Annotated in this window: 14 protein-coding genes; 7 read left to right on the forward strand and 7 right to left on the reverse strand. The window is 63.2% G+C overall.

The window, feature by feature from the left end:
• Positions 1 to 40 precede the first annotated feature (40 nt).
• Both Pla111_RS00560 and Pla111_RS00565 read right to left on the reverse strand, forming a co-directional pair.
• A complete protein-coding gene (locus tag Pla111_RS00560) occupies positions 41 to 2,620 on the reverse strand; it encodes an ATP-dependent Clp protease ATP-binding subunit (RefSeq protein WP_146570363.1) in 2,580 nt (859 codons plus the stop codon).
• A 187-nt stretch (positions 2,621 to 2,807) separates the two neighbouring features.
• Positions 2,808 to 3,488 (reverse strand): tetratricopeptide repeat protein, encoded by a 681-nt coding sequence (locus tag Pla111_RS00565; protein ID WP_146570365.1) that lies wholly within the window; start codon positions 3,486 to 3,488, stop codon positions 2,808 to 2,810.
• A gap of 350 nt (positions 3,489 to 3,838) precedes the next feature.
• On the opposite strand from Pla111_RS00565, the gene Pla111_RS00570 reads away from it, so the two are divergent.
• From Pla111_RS00570 to ruvX, 3 genes are read left to right on the forward strand one after another with little or no spacing between them, the layout of a single operon-like run.
• Positions 3,839 to 4,936 carry a thiamine phosphate synthase gene (locus Pla111_RS00570; protein ID WP_231930526.1) on the forward strand — a complete coding sequence of 366 codons (1,098 nt, stop codon included), beginning with the start codon at positions 3,839 to 3,841 and terminating at the stop codon, positions 4,934 to 4,936.
• 53 nt (positions 4,937 to 4,989) lie between these two features.
• A complete protein-coding gene (locus Pla111_RS00575) occupies positions 4,990 to 6,078 on the forward strand; it encodes a mannose-1-phosphate guanylyltransferase (RefSeq protein WP_146570367.1) in 1,089 nt (362 codons plus the stop codon).
• On the forward strand, positions 6,060 to 6,572 hold the full coding sequence (gene ruvX / locus Pla111_RS00580) for a Holliday junction resolvase RuvX (protein ID WP_231930529.1): 513 nt from the start codon (positions 6,060 to 6,062) through the stop codon (positions 6,570 to 6,572). Before Pla111_RS00575 ends, ruvX begins: the two co-directional genes overlap by 19 nt.
• Before the next feature lie 48 nt (positions 6,573 to 6,620).
• Here ruvX and Pla111_RS00585 read toward each other — a convergent pair whose 3' ends face one another.
• Positions 6,621 to 7,115 carry an ATP-dependent zinc protease family protein gene (locus Pla111_RS00585; RefSeq protein ID WP_146570369.1) on the reverse strand — a complete coding sequence of 165 codons (495 nt, stop codon included), beginning with the start codon at positions 7,113 to 7,115 and terminating at the stop codon, positions 6,621 to 6,623.
• A 176-nt stretch (positions 7,116 to 7,291) separates the two neighbouring features.
• Between Pla111_RS00585 and Pla111_RS00590 the strand changes: the two genes are divergently transcribed.
• The 3 genes from Pla111_RS00590 (at position 7,292) to Pla111_RS00600 (ending at position 10,384) form a co-directional block, all read left to right on the forward strand.
• On the forward strand, positions 7,292 to 8,158 hold the full coding sequence (locus Pla111_RS00590; protein ID WP_146570371.1) for an SDR family oxidoreductase: 867 nt from the start codon (positions 7,292 to 7,294) through the stop codon (positions 8,156 to 8,158).
• 130 nt (positions 8,159 to 8,288) lie between these two features.
• Positions 8,289 to 9,071 (forward strand): MBL fold metallo-hydrolase, encoded by a 783-nt coding sequence (locus Pla111_RS00595; protein WP_146570373.1) that lies wholly within the window; start codon positions 8,289 to 8,291, stop codon positions 9,069 to 9,071.
• A gap of 251 nt (positions 9,072 to 9,322) precedes the next feature.
• The gene (locus Pla111_RS00600) at positions 9,323 to 10,384 is read left to right on the forward strand and encodes a TlpA family protein disulfide reductase (protein WP_146570375.1); all 1,062 of its coding nucleotides are present in this window, start codon (positions 9,323 to 9,325) and stop codon (positions 10,382 to 10,384) included.
• A gap of 324 nt (positions 10,385 to 10,708) precedes the next feature.
• Here the strand turns inward: Pla111_RS00600 and Pla111_RS00605 are convergent, their stop codons facing one another.
• Complete coding sequence (locus Pla111_RS00605) at positions 10,709 to 11,011, reverse strand: calmodulin-binding protein (protein ID WP_391581007.1); 303 nt, start codon at positions 11,009 to 11,011, stop codon at positions 10,709 to 10,711.
• Positions 11,012 to 11,316: 305 nt separating this feature from the next.
• Between Pla111_RS00605 and Pla111_RS00610 the strand changes: the two genes are divergently transcribed.
• On the forward strand, positions 11,317 to 12,387 hold the full coding sequence (locus Pla111_RS00610; protein WP_146570379.1) for an Mrp/NBP35 family ATP-binding protein: 1,071 nt from the start codon (positions 11,317 to 11,319) through the stop codon (positions 12,385 to 12,387).
• Between the two features lie 352 nt (positions 12,388 to 12,739).
• Here the strand turns inward: Pla111_RS00610 and Pla111_RS00615 are convergent, their stop codons facing one another.
• From Pla111_RS00615 to lpxB, 3 genes are all read right to left on the reverse strand, one after another.
• A complete protein-coding gene (locus Pla111_RS00615) occupies positions 12,740 to 13,009 on the reverse strand; it encodes a hypothetical protein (protein WP_146570380.1) in 270 nt (89 codons plus the stop codon).
• Positions 13,010 to 13,415: 406 nt separating this feature from the next.
• Positions 13,416 to 14,096 carry a hypothetical protein gene (locus tag Pla111_RS00620; protein ID WP_146570382.1) on the reverse strand — a complete coding sequence of 227 codons (681 nt, stop codon included), beginning with the start codon at positions 14,094 to 14,096 and terminating at the stop codon, positions 13,416 to 13,418.
• A gap of 45 nt (positions 14,097 to 14,141) precedes the next feature.
• Positions 14,142 to 15,383: a lipid-A-disaccharide synthase gene (gene lpxB, locus Pla111_RS00625; RefSeq protein WP_146570384.1), complete on the reverse strand. Its 1,242-nt coding sequence runs from the start codon at positions 15,381 to 15,383 to the stop codon at positions 14,142 to 14,144.
• Positions 15,384 to 15,401 lie beyond the last annotated feature (18 nt).

A 15,401-nucleotide genomic window follows, 5' to 3' on the forward strand; every position in this document is an offset into this window, starting at 1 on the left:
GCGCGTAGGATTAGCGATACCCAACAGTCGCTGGGGTTAATCAGCCGTCGCTGGACTCAGGTGCGTCGCCCGACTCGGCACCAACGCCGGCGCCAACCGGCTCGGGCTCGGGCTCTTTGGTCTGCAAGCCTTCAAACGAAAGCTGCTTCTTACCGGCGACTTCTTTGACCTCGACGCGTATCGTGTCCTTGCCCGCAAACTCGCCTTTGAGTAATTCTTCGGCCAGCGGGTCTTCGATAAACGACTCGATCGCGCGACGCAGCGGGCGGGCACCGTAGTCGGTGTTCGAGCCCTTCTTCACGAGGAACGCCTTCGCGTCATCGGTCAGCTGTAGCTCGAATCCCTTATCGGCAAGCCGCTCGCGGACCTTCGAAACTTCCAGTTCGACAACGTGCTTGAGATTCTCTTCCGTCAGGTGACGGAAGACGATGACATCGTTCACGCGATTGATGAACTCGGGACGGAAGACCTTCTCGATCTCGTCCATCACGCGGGTCTTCATACCGTCGTAGCTCGCGTCGTCGTCCGGCTTCTGGAAGCCGAAGGCCGACTCGTTCTTGATCGCGTCCGCTCCGGCGTTGGTCGTCATGATGACGATCGTGTTGCGGAAATCGACGCTGCGTCCGAAGGAGTCGGTCAGACGACCCTCTTCCATCAATTGCAGCAGCATGTTGAAGACTTCGGGGTGCGCCTTCTCGATCTCATCGAGCAGCACGACAGCGTACGGCCGACGGCGGATCTGCTCGGTAAGCTGGCCCCCTTCCTCGTAGCCGACGTATCCGGGAGGCGCGCCAATCAGTCGGCTGACGTTGTGCTTCTCCATGTACTCGGACATGTCGATCTGGATCAGGGCCTCCGAGTCGCCGAACATAAACTCCGCCAGAGCCTTCGCCAGCAGCGTCTTGCCGACGCCTGTCGGTCCGGCGAACACGAACGTGCCGGTGGGGCGTTTGGGATCTTGCAGGCCGCTGCGACTGCGTCGCACAGCGCGGGCGATCGCCTTGATCGCCTCGTCTTGGCTGATGACCTTCTTGTGGAGTTCATCCTCCATCCGCATCAAGCGGAGCGAGTCTTCGGTGGTCATCCGCGTGAGCGGGATGCCGGTCATCTTGCTGACCACTTCGGCGATGACGTCTTCGTCAACCACACCGCCGTTCTCGCGCGACTTCTCGCGCCAGTCCTTGGTGATCTGCGCCTTTTTCTTCTTGAGCTTGTCGGCCTGATCGCGGAGGGCGGCGGCCTTTTCAAAGTCTTGATTGGCGACCGCCTCTTCCTTATCGCGGTTGAGCGCTTCGACCTCGTCGTCGATCTCCTTGAGATTCGGCGGCTTGCTCATGGTCTTCAGCCGCACCCGTGCGCCAGCCTCGTCGATCACGTCGATCGCCTTGTCGGGCAGGCACCGGCCGGTGATGTAGCGGTCCGAGTACTCGACGGCCGCGTTGATCGCGTCGTCGGTAATCTGCACGCGGTGATGCTCTTCGTAGCGCTGGCGGAGGCCGCCCAGGATCGCTTTGGTGTCATCCGGGGTCGTCGGCTCGACGAGCACCTCCTGGAATCGCCGCGCGAGCGCCGAGTCTTTCTCGATGTACTTGCGATACTCGTCGAGTGTTGTGGCTCCGATGCACTGGATCTCGCCACGCGCCAGAGCTGGCTTCAGCACGTTGGACGCATCGATGGCCCCCTCGGCTCCGCCCGCCCCAACGAGCGTGTGCAGCTCGTCGATGAACAGAATGGTGTTCTTCGCGCGGCGGACCTCGTTCATGACCGCCTTGATCCGCTCCTCGAACTGGCCCCGATACTTCGTACCGGCAACCATCATCGCCAGGTCAAGCACCACGATGCGGCGATCGAGGAGCAGCTCGGGAACGTTGCCATCGATCACGCGTTGGGCGAAGCCCTCGACGATCGCGGTTTTACCAACGCCCGCTTCGCCCAACAGCACCGGGTTGTTTTTGGTGCGACGGCACAGCACCTGGATGGCGCGCTCGATCTCTTTCTCACGCCCGATGACCGGATCGAGCTTCTTTTGCTTGGCTAGCTCGGTCAGGTCGCGGCCGAAGCTGTCCAGGGCCGGGGTCTTGCTGCGCGAACCTTTGCGGCCGCGGCCTTCGCCCTCTTCGCCCTCTTCGCCTTCTTCCGGAGCGGTACCGCGTCCGCCGCGTTCCGTCTCGCCCCCCTCGATCCCGTGACCGAGCAGGTTGAGAACCTCTTCGCGAACCTCGTCCAGCTTGAGACCAAGGTTCATGAGCACCTGGGCCGCGACGCCCTCTTGCTCACGCAACAGGCCGAGCAGGATGTGCTCGGTGCCCACGTAGTTGTGGTTCAGGTTGCGCGCTTCTTCCATCGAGTACTCGATGACCTTCTTCGCGCGGGGGGTTTGGGGGAGCTTGCCCATGGTGACCATGTCGGGCCCCGATTGGACAAGCTTCTCAACCTCGAGGCGGATCTTTCTGAGATCCACATCCAGATTCTTGAGGACATTCGCGGCGACGCCGCTGCCTTCTTTGATCAGCCCCAAGAGCACGTGCTCGGTGCCAATGTACTCGTGGTTGAAGCGCTGCGCCTCTTGGTTGGCGAGCTGCATCACCTTGCGGGCACGGTCGGTGAAGCGTTCGTACATGGCCTTCTCCGTTGCTGGGGCCCCCCGTCCAAACGTTCACCCGGAAGTCGGGCGGAACGGCGGGCAGGGGTGATCGGGCGAACTGGCGGCCACACGCCGCCCCGTCCTCCCGTTTGCCTTGTTGCGTTTTATTGTAGGGGTTGGTTCGTTCGGCGACCAAGCGGGTGGTCGGCGGCGGAAAAAAGTTTCACGCCGCCCTGCGTCCGTTCGGCTGAGGTTGAATCGTCGCTATGGGGAGTGTCGAGGGCGGTGCTGAGGCTTCTTCGGCCGGTTGCTGCGGAACCGCCTGAGGATCGTTCTCGGTCAGCAGTCTTCGTTCTTTTTCTATCTCGTATCGCCACGGGGCCGCGTCGTCGAGCCGCTCGAGGCGGCGGAGCTGGCGGATCGCCGTGGCGGGGCGCTCGCTGCGCCGCAGCACCATGGCGTACCACAATCGGGCCTCGGGGTCGCGTCGGTCGGTGCGGAGCGCTTGGCGAAGCACTCGCTGAGCATCGACCCATTCGCCCCGTAGATAATGTTGCTGTGCCTGTTTGATCCGGAGGTCGTTAAGAGATTCTTGGGCTGGAAGGGGTTCAAGCGTGTCGTCGGCCTCTTGCTCGCGCCGAGCGGCTTGTCGCCGCAGCTCGCCGCGCGTCTCTACCAGAGCGGCAATCCACAGCGCGAGCACACCCGCGCCACACCAAAATCTAAGCCGTGTTTCGAGCCACGCCGGCCAAACCAGCGTTGCTAATACCAGCACATTCAGCATCACCGAGAAAGCCAGCGCGAGCGTCAGCCCCGCCAGCGACCCTCGCAGCCAAAGATGCGGCAGTCCTGGCCAAAGATAGGTCCACCAGGGCAGCGCGGAGCGACGTTTTGGACGCGGCACGATGAGACCTTCTAAAAACTACGAAATCGCGTGCCCTCGTGGCGAAACACGCCCACCAGGACCCGCGAATGCCAGAGACTGCAAATCTCGGGCGCAAACCGCTCAGCGACCTCTAATCAGCGGCGTTTCCGTCGCCCCAGGGCCGCGCGGAGCATACCGCTGCAGCCTGCCATCAACAAGACAAACATAGCTAGCACAACGATTTAGGTCGCCCACGGCCATCGTGCTGCAAGTCCTGCGTCCGCCTCGAAAAAAGAGCCGGACCACGGCCTGCTAGCGATCCTCGCCCAACAGGCCAGAATGGCAGACCGCCCGCATCGCCTCGCCCTGCTCTCCCCCCATCAGCCGCCGTGTCTGCCGAACTCCCCAACCCATCCGACGCATCGGACTCGAAGCCTCTATTTTCAGTGGCCGATCCGCGGGTGCTGCGCACCCTCGACGCCTCGCTCAACCGGGCGGCCGAGGGGCTGCGCGTGGTCGAAGACTACGCACGGTTTATTCGGGACGACGCCCTGCTCACCGAGCAGCTCAAGCGTCTGCGCCACGGGCTGGCAGAATTAGGACGAGTTTTTCCGTGGCAAGACCGCCTCGCCCTGCGTGAAACCGCATCTGATGTGGGGGTCTCGATCTCAACCCTCAGCGAAACCTGCCGTGCTTCGGCCGAGGAGGTCTGCATCGCGAGTCTCGAACGCTCCCAACAGGCCCTCCGTAGCCTGGAAGAATTCGCGAAAACGGTCGACGGCGCTCCGTCAGCCGGCTTCGAGCGGCTGCGCTACGAGACTTATCAGATCGCCAAGGCGATCGCCGCCGGGCAGCGGGGGTCCGATCGGCTCGCTTCGGCCCGGCTGTACGTAATTCTTGATGGCAGCGGTTCGCTCGCCGACTTTAGCGCACTTGTCACGTCGCTCTGCCAAGCCGGGGTGGGGGTGGTACAGCTCCGCGAGAAAGGGCTCTGCGATCGCGCGCTGGTGTGCTTTGCCCGGGCGATGGTCACGGCCGCGGCCGACTTTCCAACGCTGACGATCGTCAATGACCGTCCCGATCTCGCGGTGCTGGCTGGTGCCGATGGGGTTCATGTGGGCCAGGAGGAACTCTCGGTTCACGACGCCCGGGCAATCGTCGGGCCGCAGCGGTTGATCGGCGTCTCCACCCACAACGTGGAACAGCTCAAGCAGGCGGTGAAGTCGGGGGCCGACTACGTGGGGTTGGGGCCCACGTTTCCGTCCAAAACCAAACGGTTCGAGTCGTTTGCCGGCTTAGACTTTCTGCGTGAAGCGGCCGTGACAACGTCCCTGCCGGCGTACGCGATCGGAGGCATCACCGAAGAGAATCTCGCCGATGTGCTGGCAACGGGAGCACAACGCATTGCGGTTAGCGCCGCTGTTACCGGGTCTGCCGAGCCGGCAGAAGCGGCCCGGCGGCTGCTGAAGCAACTCGCGGTGCGTTAGACTTCGGTCACAGCGGTCCCCAACCGACATCAACTCTGCTCCAACGCTCACTTATGCTCCACGCGATCATCATGGCCGGGGGTTCCGGCACGCGTTTCTGGCCGGCCAGCCGGCGCGACACCCCCAAGCAGTTGCTCTCGCTGGTGGGTTCCCAGACCATGATCGCCCAAACCGCCGCGCGTTTGGGAGACGCAGCGCCGGCCGAACGACAAATGGTGGTCACCAACCAGCGTTTGGCTGCTGCGGTGAGGCGTGAACTGCCCGAACTTGCGGCCGACGCCGTCGTCGGCGAGCCGTGCAAGCGCGATACGGCTCCCTGTATCGGACTGGCGGCCCTGCTCGTCACGCGCATCCGCCAGGATCCCGATGCAACGATGGTCGTGCTCCCCGCCGACCACGTGATCACGCCCGACACCGCCTTTCAAGCAGCGGTCCGGCAAGCTGCCGACTTGGTCGATGCGGAGCCTGAGCGGATCGTCACTTTTGGGATCAAACCGACCTACCCGGCGGAGATCTTCGGCTACATCCAGCGGGGCAAACCGCTATCGGCACCGCACGGCGACGCCCCGGCGTATGGCGTGGCCCGGTTCCGCGAAAAACCGGACGCCGCAACGGCTGCCGAGTTCTTGGCTGCGGGCGACTCCTACTGGAACAGCGGCATCTTTGTCTGGCGCGCGACAACGATCCTGAACGCTTTGCGTGAACACCAGCCCAAGACTCTCGATCGTCTTGAGAAGATCGTTGACGCTTGGGAAACGCCGGCCAAGGACGAGGTCTTCACACGCGAGTTCGCCGCCATCGAGGGCGTTTCGATCGACTATGCCGTCATGGAGCACGCCACGAACGTGGCGGTGATCGAGGCACCTTTTGAGTGGGACGACCTGGGTGGTTGGCAAGCCCTTCCCCGGCGCCTGGGCACCGATGCCGACGGCAACACGATCGTCGGCAAGCACCTGGGTCTGCGCACCACCGATACCGTGGTTCGATCCTCGGACGGTCACCTGATCGTCACGCTCGGCCTGAAAGACACGATCGTCGTTCACACGCCCGACGCCACTTTGGTCGCGAACAAGCACGACGAAGAGGCGATCCGCGATGTCGTGCGCCGCCTGGAAGAACTGGGGTGGGAGGAACACCTCTGAGCGCGCCTCAACCATCGCCCAACACCGCCGACTTACCCCCCCGCCCCACGCGGGGGCGAATCGGTGGCATCGACTACGGGACGGTGCGCATCGGGGTCGCGATCGGCGATCTTGAGATCGGCATGGCTTCGCCAGCGGGCACCTACAGCCGACGTAGCGAGCGCCTCGACGCCGAATACTTCTGCACGCTCGCCCGCGAAGAGCGGCTGCTGTGGTGGGTTGTCGGTCTGCCGGTCCATCTGGACGGGGGCGAAAGCCAAAAGTCAGTCGAGGCCCGCCGCTTCGGGGCCTGGCTCACGCAGCACACCGCTCTGAAGGTCGATTTCTACGACGAGCGCTACACCTCTTCGCAAGCCGAGTCGTTGCTCCAAGAAGCCAACCTCACGAAAAAACGCCGCAAGGCGCGGATCGACGCCCTCGCCGCCCAGATCATGCTGACCGCGTATCTCGAAAGCGGTGCCAAAGGGCAAGACAACCCGGGCTCGATCGGGTAGGCCAACGTGGGTGCACCGAGCAAAACGAGCTAGCCCACGAGCGCTCGCTCAGGCCGACGGCTTACGCGAACGCCGGGGCGGTTTGGGCTGCGCGTAGGACCGCGCGGGATCGATCACAAACCGATGATCCATCGCCCGGCGCCCCAGCAGCATCGGAAACCGCATCGGGGTGCGGTCGGTTAGCGTCAGATCGAGATGCCAGCGTACCGATCCCAGCTGCCCTTCTACACGGATGACAGGGCGATCCTCGGTCTGCCCGTTCGAGCTTTTCACCATCCGGCGATCGATCACTTCGGAGGTGCACCGATAACAGTGGTGGGGGGTCCGCACGACAAAACGCACCCACTCGGCCCCGTCCTGCTCAAACTCCTCGCACGCTTCGGCGTGCAGACTCGAGGTCTTCGCCCCCGTGTCGATCTTGGCCCGCAACCGCGGGATAGAAAGACCTGGCAGCGCGATCCATTCGCGCCACCCGAGCACCGTTAGGCAACTGGCTGGCGGGTCGGTGTTGTCCTTGTCCGAGCTGGGTCGGGCGCTCGACATTGTCGTCTCCTGGCTGCTACCTCAAGGGGAGCAGAAACACGGGCAGGGGGATCCTCGGTCACGGGGGGGTGGTTGCCCCGGCAGCCAAACCGACGATCGTATACACAACTCGTGGCTCAGCGACAGCGTAGCCGCGGTCGCAATTGACTTAGTTTACCTTCAAAACCACGACGCCGATGCCGGTTGCACGCCTGATCTTTGGATGCGGATACATCGGCATGAGGGTTGCCGAGCGCTGGAAGTCGGCGGGCGATACCGTCTACACCGTCACCCGCCGCCCCGAGCGTGCCGCTCAGTTGGCCGCCGCCGGCTTCGAGCCAATCGTGGCCGACGTTGTCCAGCGGGCGTCCCTTGCGCGGCTCCCCGTTTCCCACACGGTGCTGTTTTCGGTGGGCTACGACCGCTCCTCGGAGGCCTCGATCCAGCAGGTCTACGCCGACGGTGTCGGCAACGTGCTGGCCGCTTTGCCGGACGGGACAGGCCGGTTTGTGTACGTCAGCTCGACGGGGGTCTACGGCGACGCGGGCGGAGATTGGGTCAATGAGACCACGGCTCCTAACCCGCAACGAGCTGGCGGCATCGCCTCGCTAGACGCCGAGGCCGCGATCGCCGCGGATCCGCGTGGAGCCGAGGCGGCGATCCTGCGCCTCGCCGGCATCTATGGCCCCGACCGAATCCCCTATGTCGCGGCACTCCGCGCGGGCGAGCCGATCGCGGCTCCGCAAACGGGGTGGCTAAATCTGATTCACGCCGACGACGCTGCAACCACCGTTCTGGCCGCAGCCGAGGCGCAAACCGCACCAGGGGTGGTATGCGTTTCCGATGGCACCCCGCCCCGCCGCGCCGACTACTATGCCGAGGCAGCGCGGTTGCTGAACGCCCCCCCGCCGCGGTTCACTGTTCCTGAGCCTGGGTCTCCGCGAGCCGCCCGGGCCGAGGCGGACAAGCGGGTACGGAACGACAAGCTACTAAAGACGCTTGGCGTAAGGCTCGCGTATCCCAACTACCGCAGCGGGCTGGCCGCGATCCTCGGTCGGCTCTAACGCGGGGGGGGCGGCGTTGGTTGCGGCGGTCTGGCGAGCCCCGTATTATCGCGGGGCAGGTTTTCACGGACCCGCCCCACGTCTTTCCCTGCCCCGCGCCGACCTCGGCCCCGCCTTTCGCCCTTCCGCCATGCTCCAGCGGACCCCCGTTTTTCCGAACGTTATCGAGCTGAATCATCAGGCTCGGCGCCGGGTGACCTGCAGCGTTTATCTGATTTTCGACGAAGATCGCTGGACGCTGATCGATATCGGCTACGAAGATGCCGTGGACGAGGTGCTCGAACTGATTCGGCAGCTTGATTTCCCCTTCTCGCAATGCGAGACGCTTATCGCGTCGCACGCGGACGTCGATCACATTCAGGGGCTCGCCAAGGCCAAGCAGATCCTCAAGACCAGCGTCACCTGCCATCCGGTAGCCGCTAAGAAGCTCGAGGCAGGGGATCGCATCGCGACGTTCGCCCAGATCGACGCTCAGGGGATCGATCTCGACATGCCGCCGGTTAAGTGCGAGCACCTGGTTACCGACGGCGACACGGTCCGTGTCGGTTCGCTGGAACTAGAGGTATGGCACACTCCGGGCCACACCGATGGGCAGCTCTCGTTTCGGCTGGGCGATCTGCTGTTCTCTGGCGACAATCTGTTTCGCGACGGCTCGGTGGGCGTCATCGACGCCCATCACGGCAGCAGCATCCCCGACTTCATCGCCTCGCTAACGCGGATCCGCGACAGCGACGTTAAGTGGTTGCTCCCCAGCCACGGACCGATCTTTCGCAAGGACGATACGCTTATCCAGAGCACGATCGATCGGCTCGAAGGCTATCTGCATCGGGCCGACTTCGGCACCTGCGCTATCGACTGGCCTCTGATGCAGGAATGGGAAAAAGAGCTCGTGGCGGGCCGCGGGCCCACCTAACGGACGGCTTCACAGGGAGTCCGGCTCGAGTCGAGCGGCGGTTGATGATCGGCGGGGGGCCACCTTCCGAGCCCGCCTGCCGCCTTCGCCTGAGGAGCGTGGCCGAAACGCTCGACGGCGGGCGATCCGGTAGCTTACGCTATCCCCCAGGGCTGCCCCAGCAAGCGCCGCACGACCGTCGGAACCGGTCGTCAGAAAATGGGTGCCGCAGCCTCTGAGACTTTTTTCTCTTCCGGTCGAGCGAGGGGCCCATGCATCGGTTCACACTGACTTTACTTCTCGTTGCAATCGGGCCCAGCCTGGGCGACGGCACGGCGATGGGGCAGACAACATTCAACGCCCCTCGCAGCGCTAGCGCAGGCGGTGGCCCAGCGGCCGAGCCCACCTGGAGCCTACCAAGCAACCCGCTGCAGTGGCTCAACAGCCCGCCGCTCACGGCCGAGTCCCTCACCGGCAAGGGAGTCGTTCTCTACTTTTTCGATGAGACCTGTCCGCGCTGCGCTGAAGCGTGGCCGCAGCTCCAGAATCTCGCCGCTTCGTACGAGGGCAAACCGGTTGTGTTCATCGCGATCAATTCGGGCACTCCCCCCCACGATGTGCAGCAATATGCCCGGCGGCGACGTGTTCAATGGCCTTTGATCATCGATACGGATCGCTCGTTCGAGCGCAGCATGGGGGTCAATGAAATCTCGCTGAGCAACGTCAATCAAATCCGTACGGTCTCAGCAACGGGCCAACTGGGCAACGGAGCGATCGCGACGCTCAAGAACGATATCGACTCGGTGCTGAAGGGAGCCGCGTGGCGGGTCGATCCAACGCAGGTGCTGATCCCTCCCGCTTTACGCGAGTCTTGGTATCTGGTTGAACTCGGCGGGTTCGCCCGTGCAGCCCGTGGCATCCAGCGGGCCAAAGACAGTCGCGACGTGGCGACGAAGACCGCCGCAGAAGCGCTGATCGCCGCGGTCGATAGCGAGCGAAAAAAAGATCAGACCAAGGTCGATGAGGACAACCGACAGCGCAAGAGCTGGGAAGCCTACAAGCGGCTCGAGATCATGAGCCTGAAGTACGACGGCTACGAGATGCACGCGAAGATTGTCGAACAGCTTGATGGTCTGGCCGACAACAAGAGCGTTTCCAACGAGATCCGCGCACAGCGCGCGCTTGAGTCCGCCCTGCGGACCGCTTCCAAGGGAAACGGGGTCGCACGCCGCCGCGCGGCGGGCATGCTCGAGAAGCTCGTCGAACGCGACCCCAAGACCGAAGCCGCCGCTACCGCCCGCGAACTGATTGCCCAGCTCGCCATCCAGCGTTAGCGCTCAGCGCACCGACCCGATCTTTGCCCCGGGCCTACCCGACTTCTCGCATCAGGCGTGGGCTCACGCGAGCGGGCTGCTGACCGTCGGCGTGCCCCCCTCCGACTACGCATCCACGGGAAGGAAGCGCGATCGCAGGACGCCGTCGGCGCAGCGCTGGGTGATGCCTCACGCCCGATTGACGAGACGCACAAAAGCTAAAACAGCCTGGGGATCGAACCCGGTGGCTTGGCACAGGCCAAAGTCCACACTGGTGTCCTGCGTGAGTCGCGGCAGGGCTGGGGATTGACCCAGACCATGCACGCACTGCTGATCCCCGGCGTATCAGAACACGTCGAGGATGAAGTGGTGTCCGCTGTGAAACTTGCGCGGGCTCGGGTAGTAGTTGTGCCAACGCTTGTTGTAGACCGGAATCCGCATCTCGGGCGGGTAGCGGTAGTACAGGCTATCTGCCGAGCGATAGTACTCGTCGCCCCAGTAGTTCTGAGGGTAGTACACGTACGGATAATGGTAGAACCGATTCCAGTCTTGGCTGGTATAGGTCCCGCCCCAAGCGCGTCCGTACGCTTGCTGAGCGTCGGCTTGATCGGCCGTGAACGTAGCCGCTGCAAAGGCGGCCGCCGCCATGGCGGCCAGCGTGATCCTGCGGATCATGATCATATTCCCCCCCAAATGCCTCGGCCCTTACGCCGATTCGGCTCGTCGCCCCACCACGCAGGACGGCGCTGTAAAGGGTGAGATCGGCCGCGCCGCACAGCAGGCATTAAACGAAAAAACCGGATAACCGGACCGATCGGACTCCCCCCGGTGGGCGTTCGACGCGCACCGCGTACACTCGTTGCTGTGCTGGCGCCCCGAAGTACGCCCCCCGCTGAGGTGCTACCGGCGCTGGCAACCCTCCATCCCCGCACTCCCCCACGACACCAAGCTCGATGATCACGGCTGATTCTGTACGTAAGCTCGTTAGCTCCTTTCCTGATCCCGAGACGGGGCGTCCCGTGGGCCAACTCGGACAGGTTGGCGAAGTCCGAGTGGAGGGCGATCGGGTCCATGTCGGGTTGGGCCTCACAAGCTGGGCAGCACCGATCCAGGACGAAACGCTCACTCGCCTGCGCGATCGGCTTGTCAGCGAGCTAGGAATCGAGGAATCCGACTGCGTTGTCGAAGCGCTTCCGCACGAGCGAAAAGCGGAAAAGCTCGGTCAGGTTGGGGTTACCGCCAAGAGCGTGATCGCGGTTGGCAGCGGCAAGGGGGGCGTCGGAAAGAGCACTATTGCAACCTCGATCGCTTACGGCCTGAAGAACGCCGGCGCGCGCGTAGGGCTAATGGACGCTGACGTTTACGGCCCTAGTGTGCCTCACCTAGTGGGTATCAACGAACGGCCGACCGCCATCAACCAACGCTTGCAGCCGATCGAGAAGGACGGTCTGAAGCTCATCAGCATGGGCTTCATGGTTCCCGCCGAGGAGGCGATCGTCTGGCGCGGACCAATGTTGCACGGAGCCGTGACACAGATGCTGCGTGATACGGACTGGGGCGATCTCGATTATCTGGTGATCGACATGCCACCCGGCACCGGCGACATCGCGCTCACGCTCTCTCAGCTGCTGCCGCTGACCGGGGCGGTGGTGGTCTGCACGCCCCAGGATGTCGCGTTGCTCGATGCGGTAAAAGCAATCGCGATGTTCCGCAAAGTGAGCATCCCGGTGCTGGGGGTCGTTGAAAACATGAGCTACTTCTTGTGCCCCGATAACGGTCAGCGTTACGACATCTTCGGCAACGGCGGAGCAAAGGCCAAAGCGGCGCAGCTCGGCGTGCCGTTCTTGGGCGAGGCACCGATCTCGATCGACCTGCGTAAGCGTGGCGACGACGGCCAGACCGGCGGCAATTATGCGGACGACTACATTGCCCCTTACCTGTGGAACATCACCCGTCAGATGGTGCGGAACATCGCCGCGTCACACGCCGAGAAGCCCGCGACACCCTCGCTACCGGTGCTGTAAATAGCCTCGGTCGCACTCAGGCCCCAACCCCTTTTTGGCCCCTATCTGGTCTGTCGAGGGGACGCATGGCGACGGGGGCAAACGGCGGGCTGGCCGTCTTAAGAAACGTAAACGTGTTCCAAGCCCCCCTAAAAGTAGCGCCCGACGGCGAAATAGCGGCCGCCTGTTGCCGACGGCAAGCGGCCGCCAGACGGGCCTGCGGGCGGGTCAGGGGCGGATTCGCCCCGGGCGCTGGGGTGCCGGCGGCATCGCCAACGAAAAAGCCGCGTGTCCCGCCCCGTTGGGGGGCGAAACGCCGCGGCTTCTCGTTGATCAATCAATAAGAAAAAGCTGTGCACAAAGAGATCGTACGCTAGCTCTTCTTTTTGGTCGCCTTCTTCTTGGCGGTCTTCTTCTTGGTGGCCTTCTTCTTGGCTACCTTTTTCTTAGCCGCCTTCTTCTTGGCTACCTTCTTCTTGGCGACTTTCTTTTTCGCCTTCTTCTTAGCGACTTTCTTCTTGGCAGCCTTCTTCGCGACCTTCTTCTTCGCGACCTTCTTCTTCTTGGCTACCTTCTTCTTGGTCGCTTTCTTAGCGACCTTCTTGGCGGTCTTCTTTTTCGCCACTTTCTTCTTCTTGGCCACAGTCGTCCTCCTGCAAAACGAGTCGCGACGCTTCGCTGATCGCTGCCACTAACGCCACCGTGGCGTTGTGGGCCAGACGACTTCGCTGCGTCGAAGCCAAAGTGAACCGCTTATCCGAAGCGGCTCCCGAGGTCGATCATCTCTTCCTGGTTGCGGATCGTTCGTCTCGTGGCGTTACCGCCACTCGCCGAACGATGCCTCTTCCTTGAAGAACGAAGCGCTCACGCGAACGCTTGCGATGACCTTATCGGTTACGGTTGGGCGTAACTGTAAGCATTAGTGCAATCACCGCAACACGTTTTTCTAAAATCGTAGACTTTTTTCTCGCGCTCTTCGGTCGCTCACAGCGCGCCATCGCGCGCCAATCGGTGTCTCGAAGCCGCGCGGCTCATCCGCTCGCGCGCGATCAACGACCACCGCGCGATGCTCGATACGACTGCAGCATCTCGAAATTTTGATACGCCAAGAGCGCGAACAACATCGCATTCCAGGTAGACCCGGTTGTTTGCGCAAGCCACACGCCGACGCCGATCGCACACGCAATCGACAGCAGAATCGAAGCTAAAATGCCGTGCGCAGGCGGCAGAAGCAGCACCAACAGCTCGCGCGCGACGTGACCTCCATCGAGCGGCCAGATCGGTGCAAGGTTCAGCAGACTCCACACAACGTTGATCCACAGCAGATCGCTCACAAGGACGTAAGGCAACTCGCTGCGGGGTGCGCCGCCTAGGTTGACCCCCGCGTAGACCAAGCCTGCTAACGCGAGTCCCGCCAACGGACCGGCCAGTGCGATTAAAATATTTTTTAGCGGAGAGGTTCGCACTCCCTCGCCGATCGAGACCCCGCCGAAGCCATAAAGAACCACTTTCGGCTGGCCGCCGAAGGCGCGCTGGAGCAGCGCGTGGCCAAATTCATGCACCAGTATCGAGAGCAGCACCGCCGCGATCCACGCCACGGCAAGCTGAGGCGACCGATCACCTCCCAGAAAGAGTGACACGATCCAGAACGCCGGATGGATCCGCACGGGGACCCCCAGCAGCGAGAATCGGAGGTCGTAGGGAGTCGGCCTCGCTTCGGTAAAAAGCATCTCTACCCCCTGGCCGCAGCGGCGAGGGGCTCCGGAAAGGCAGGGTTAGGCGACGCGGGTCGCGGCGACCTGAGCGGGTGCTCGGTCTAAAGCGCTGAGCAAGTACTCCGCCGCACGCTGAGAAGCGCCGCCCGAACCGATCCGATCGCACAGCTCGCGCAGGCCCTGTTCGGTGCGTGTGTACGCCGCCTTGTCGGTGAGCCACGTCACCACGTGCTCGGCGAGCTGCGCAGAAACGTCCGCGCACGCTAGGTACTCGGGCATGAGCACGTGCTGGTCACGTGGGTCTTGCGGGTCGTAAGCTCCCACGGGATTCGGAAACAACTCCGCTGCGGTCAACAGGTTCACCAGCGTGATGTACCGAACCCTGCGGAATCGCTTCTGGATCGCGTGCATCAGCCTCGAAATGCGGTACACGATGACCGTCGGCTTCCGATGATAAAGCAACTCGAGCGAGACCGATCCGGAGACCGCCACGCAGCAGGTGGCCGCCTCGATCAGCTCGGGAGTTCGACCAACATGCACCGCGGGGGCGACGCCGGCAGGAAAATCGGCTTGGCGGATTGCCGCTTCAATGATCGGCAGGTGGCTGTCCTTGAAAGCGGCAACGGCGAAGCGAGCGGCGGGAACGCTTTTCACGATCTGCTTGGCGGCCGCGCATTGCTCAGCGAAGTTGGCCCGCACTTCTTGCGTGCGCGAGCCGGGCAGCAGTGTCACGAGCGGCCCCGACTGCGCTCGTTGCTGGGCCACAAACGCCTCGTCCAGCTTGCGCGTGCGAAGCTCGTCGAAGTAGGGATGCCCCACGTAGGTGGCGTTGCAGCCGCGCTCACGCAACCAAGTTTCTTCGAACGGGAGCTTGCAGAGGGCGTGATCGACGTTGCGGCGCAGCTTCTTCACACGCCACGAAGCCCAGCCCCACAGCTGTGGTGTTCCGTAATAGAAGACGGGCACCCCGTGCTTCTTGGCGGCCTTGGCGATGTGCCAATTGAATCCCGGAAAGTCGATCAGGACAACGGCGTCGGGCTTCTCCTCGCGAAAGTAGCGCTCGGCCTGCCGCTTCAGCCGCAGCAGCTGCGGAATGCTCGAGAGGACGCGCACAAAGCCCATCACCGCGTGCTGCGTCAGATCGGTGTGGAGTTCGACCCCGGCGCGAGCCATCCGCGGACCGCCAAAGCCCACGCAGCGGATCGCTTCGCCCGCTTGCGAGCGCAACTCACACGCCAAGTTGGCACCATGGAGGTCGCCGCTTGGCTCACCGACGGAGAAGAAAACAGTCGTCGGAAGCATGGCGTGGCAGTCGCCTCA

This window comes from Botrimarina hoheduenensis, from assembly GCF_007859815.1.
In the GTDB taxonomy this organism is placed as follows: Bacteria; Planctomycetota; Planctomycetia; order Pirellulales; family Lacipirellulaceae; genus Botrimarina; species Botrimarina hoheduenensis.